Source organism: Hydrogenophaga sp., assembly GCF_051007235.1.
Lineage (GTDB): Bacteria > Pseudomonadota > Gammaproteobacteria > Burkholderiales > Burkholderiaceae_C > Hydrogenophaga.
On record NZ_JBPCSJ010000158.1, the window covers coordinates 1 to 3284 of the forward strand.

Annotated in this window: 3 protein-coding genes; all 3 read right to left on the reverse strand. The window is 69.9% G+C overall.

Annotation, left to right across the window (positions count from 1 at the left end; all coding sequences use genetic code 11):
• Window positions 1–300 (reverse strand): glycosyltransferase (locus ACR2JA_RS05750; protein WP_434008151.1); only part of this gene is annotated, 300 nt, incomplete at its 3' end.
• A gap of 174 nt (window positions 301–474) precedes the next feature.
• On the reverse strand, window positions 475–1728 hold the full coding sequence (ftsW, locus tag ACR2JA_RS05755) for a putative lipid II flippase FtsW (RefSeq protein ID WP_434008153.1): 1254 nt from the start codon (window positions 1726–1728) through the stop codon (window positions 475–477).
• Window positions 1729–1745: 17 nt separating this feature from the next.
• Window positions 1746–3284: UDP-N-acetylmuramoyl-L-alanine--D-glutamate ligase (gene murD, locus ACR2JA_RS05760; protein WP_434008152.1), on the reverse strand; the 1539-nt coding region annotated here is incomplete at its 5' end.

The window sequence follows — 3284 nt, forward strand, 5'->3', positions numbered from 1 at the left end:
GACCAGCACGTCGGGCTGCACGCGGCGCACCACGGCCAGCGCCTGCCAGAAGGCCTTGAGCAGGCGCAGCGGCAGGAACACCAGGGTCTTGAGGCCCTTGCCGCGCACGCCGCCGAAGGCGATGGTTTCCAGCGCAAAGCCGCGCGGCGGCACGAGCCGGCTTTCCATGCTGTCGGGCGCGCCAAGCCAGTGCACGCGCCAGCCGCGCTCGCGCAGTGCCTCGGCCACGGCGAGACCGGGGAAGATGTGGCCACCGGTGCCTCCGGCCATGATCAGTGCACAGGGTGGGCGGTTCGTCATGAACGGCCTCCCTTCATCAGCGATGCGTGCCGCATCGGCATCCGCTGCGCGGCTGCCTGCCCGTTTTGAATAAACCGCTTGCTGTTCACGATCTACCGCCTTTCATGAGCGATGCGTGCCGCATCGGCAGCCGCTGCGCGTCTGCCTGTCGGTTTTGAATAAACCGCTTGCTGCTCACGATCTACCGCCTTTCATGAGCTGGCGATTTTCATAGTCCACTCGAAGAACGATGGCGATGGCGATCAGGTTGAGCAGGATGGCTGAGCCGCCGTAGCTCATCAGCGGCAGGGTCAGGCCCTTGGTGGGCAGAGCTCCCAGGTTCACGCCGATGTTGATGAAGGCCTGGAAGCCCATCCACAGGCCCACGCCCTGCGCGACCAGGCCGGCGAACACCTGGTCCAGTGCAATGGCCTGGCGACCGATGTGCATGATGCGGCGCGTCAGCCACAGGAACAGCGCGATCAGCGTCAGCACGCCGATCAGGCCGAACTCTTCGCCGATGACCGAGAGCAGGAAGTCGGTGTGGGCTTCGGGCAGCCAGTGCAGCTTCTCCACGCTGCCGCCGAGGCCGACGCCGAAGATCTCGCCGCGGCCAATGGCGATCAGCGCGTGCGAGAGCTGGTAGCCCTTGCCCAGGGCATGCTCCTCGCTCCAGGGGTCGAGGTAGGCGAACACGCGCTGGCGGCGGAACTCGCTGGTCATGACCATCAGCGCAAACGCCGCCACCACCACCAGCGCCATGAGGAAGAACATGCGCGCGTTCACACCGCCCAGGAACAGGATGCCCATGGCGATCACCACGATCACCATGAAGGCGCCCATGTCGGGCTCGGCCAGCAGCAGCATGCCCACCACGCCCACGGCCACCGCCATCGGGGCGACGGCGCGGAAGAAGCGTTCCTTGACCTCCATCTTGCGCACCATGTAGTCGGCGGCGTAGAGCAGGACGGCCAGCTTGGCCAGCTCGGACGGCTGGAAGTTCATGATGCCCAGCGGGATCCAGCGGCGGGCGCCGTTGACGCCCTTGCCGATGAAGGGAATGAGCACCAGCACCAGCAGCAACAGGGCGGCGGCGAACATCCAGGGGCCGAGCTTTTCCCAGGCCCGGATCGGGAACTGGAAGGCCAGCAGGGCCGCGCCGGTGCCGATCACCATCGACATCGCATGGCGCACCACGAAATGGGTCTGGGCGTAGTTGCCAAAGCGCGGGTTGTCCGGCAGTGCGATGGAGGCGGAATACACCATCACCAGGCCCCAGCACAGCAGGGCCACCACCACCCACAGCAGGGGCTGGTCGAAGCCGAGTTCGCGCACCGCCACGTTGCGGGTGCCGGCGTAGCTGCGGCTGGACAGGCGCACCGGCAGCCCGTCGGCGCCGGCGCCAGCCAGATCGCCCCCCGGCACCAGGGCGCGCAGGCGGGTCAGCAGGGACTGCAGCCAGGCCTTCACAGCGTGCCCTCCAGGTCGGCACCGTGCTCGGCGGCGAGTTCACGCACCGCATCGACGAACACGTCGGCGCGGTGCTTGTAGTCGCGGAACATGTCCAGGCTGGCACAGGCCGGCGAGAGCAGCACGGCGTCGCCCGGCTGGGCGGCGGCCGCACAGGCGCGCACCGCTTCGCGCAGGGTGGCGGCGTCCAGCAGCGGCACGCCGGCCAATTCGGCCGCGGCCTGCACCTGCTCGCGGATGCGCGCAGCGTCGCGGCCGATCAGCACCGCCGCGCGCGCGTGGCGCGCCAGCGGCTCGGCCAGCGGCGCAAAGTCCTGGCCCTTGCCGTCACCGCCCAGGATGACGACCAGCCGGCGGTCGGCGCCCAGACCGCGCACAGCGGCCAGGGTGGCGCCCACGTTGGTGCCCTTGCTGTCGTCGAAATACTCCACCTCGTTGACGATGGCCACCGGTTCGACGCGGTGCGGCTCGCCGCGGTAGTCGCGCAGGCCGTGCAGCATGGGCGCCAGCGGTGCGCCGGTGGAGGTGGCCAGGGCCAGCGCCGACAGCGCGTTGGCGGCGTTGTGGCGGCCGCGGATGCGCAGCGCGTCGGCCGGCATCAGGCGCTGAAAGTAGATCTCTTCTTCCTCGTCGGCCTTGCGGCCGCGCTGGCGGGTTTCGTCCAGCGCCAGGGCGCGCACCAGCCAGGTCATGCCGTTGACGGTCTCCAGCCCCCAGTCGCCTGGCCGGCTCGGCTGGTCGAGCCCGAAAGTGGTGAACGGCCGCGCCGGGCGCTGGCGGTTGCGCCCCCCGATCTTGACCGTCACATCGGCGGGCCGCATGGCCGACACCAGCGGGTCTTCGCGGTTGAGCAGCATCAGCGCCTGCGCGCCGAACACGGCCTGCTTGGCCTGCGCGTAGGCGGCCATGGAGCCGTGCCAGTCGATGTGGTCTTCGGTGATGTTGAGCACGGTGGCCGCGGTGGGCACGTTGTCCCAGGCGCCGCCGGCCGTGCCATCGAGCTGGAAGCTGGAGAGTTCGAGCACCCAGGCCTGGGGCAGGTGCGGCGGCTGCGGCGGGGCCGGCATGGGCGGCACGATCAGCGTCGGACCGTCACCGTCATCGTCCGCCGGCGTCGGCGCGGCGTCGTCTTCGACGGGCAGCAGCTCACCCTGGGCATCGGCCGCCTCATGCGCATTCGCATCGGCCGGATCGGTTTCAACGGGCGCGGGTGCTGCAGAGGCTGCTTCGGCCACCGCCTCGGCTGCGGCCTTGGCTGTGTCTTCGGCGTTGCCGCGGGTCTCGTCGTCCAGCGCCGCGGCCAGCACGTCCAGCAGGGCCGGGCCGATGTTGCCGGCCACCGCCACGCGCAGGCCGGCGCGCTGCAGCAGCAGGCCGGTGAGCGAGGTCACGGTGGTCTTGCCGTTGGTGCCGGTGATGGCCAGCACCTGAGGTTTGTAGGGGAGCACCTCGCGCTGCGACAGGTCTTGAAGGGCCTGGGCGAACAGGTCCAGCTCGCCCACCCAGGCGGCGCCGTGTTGCTGCGCCCAGGCGTG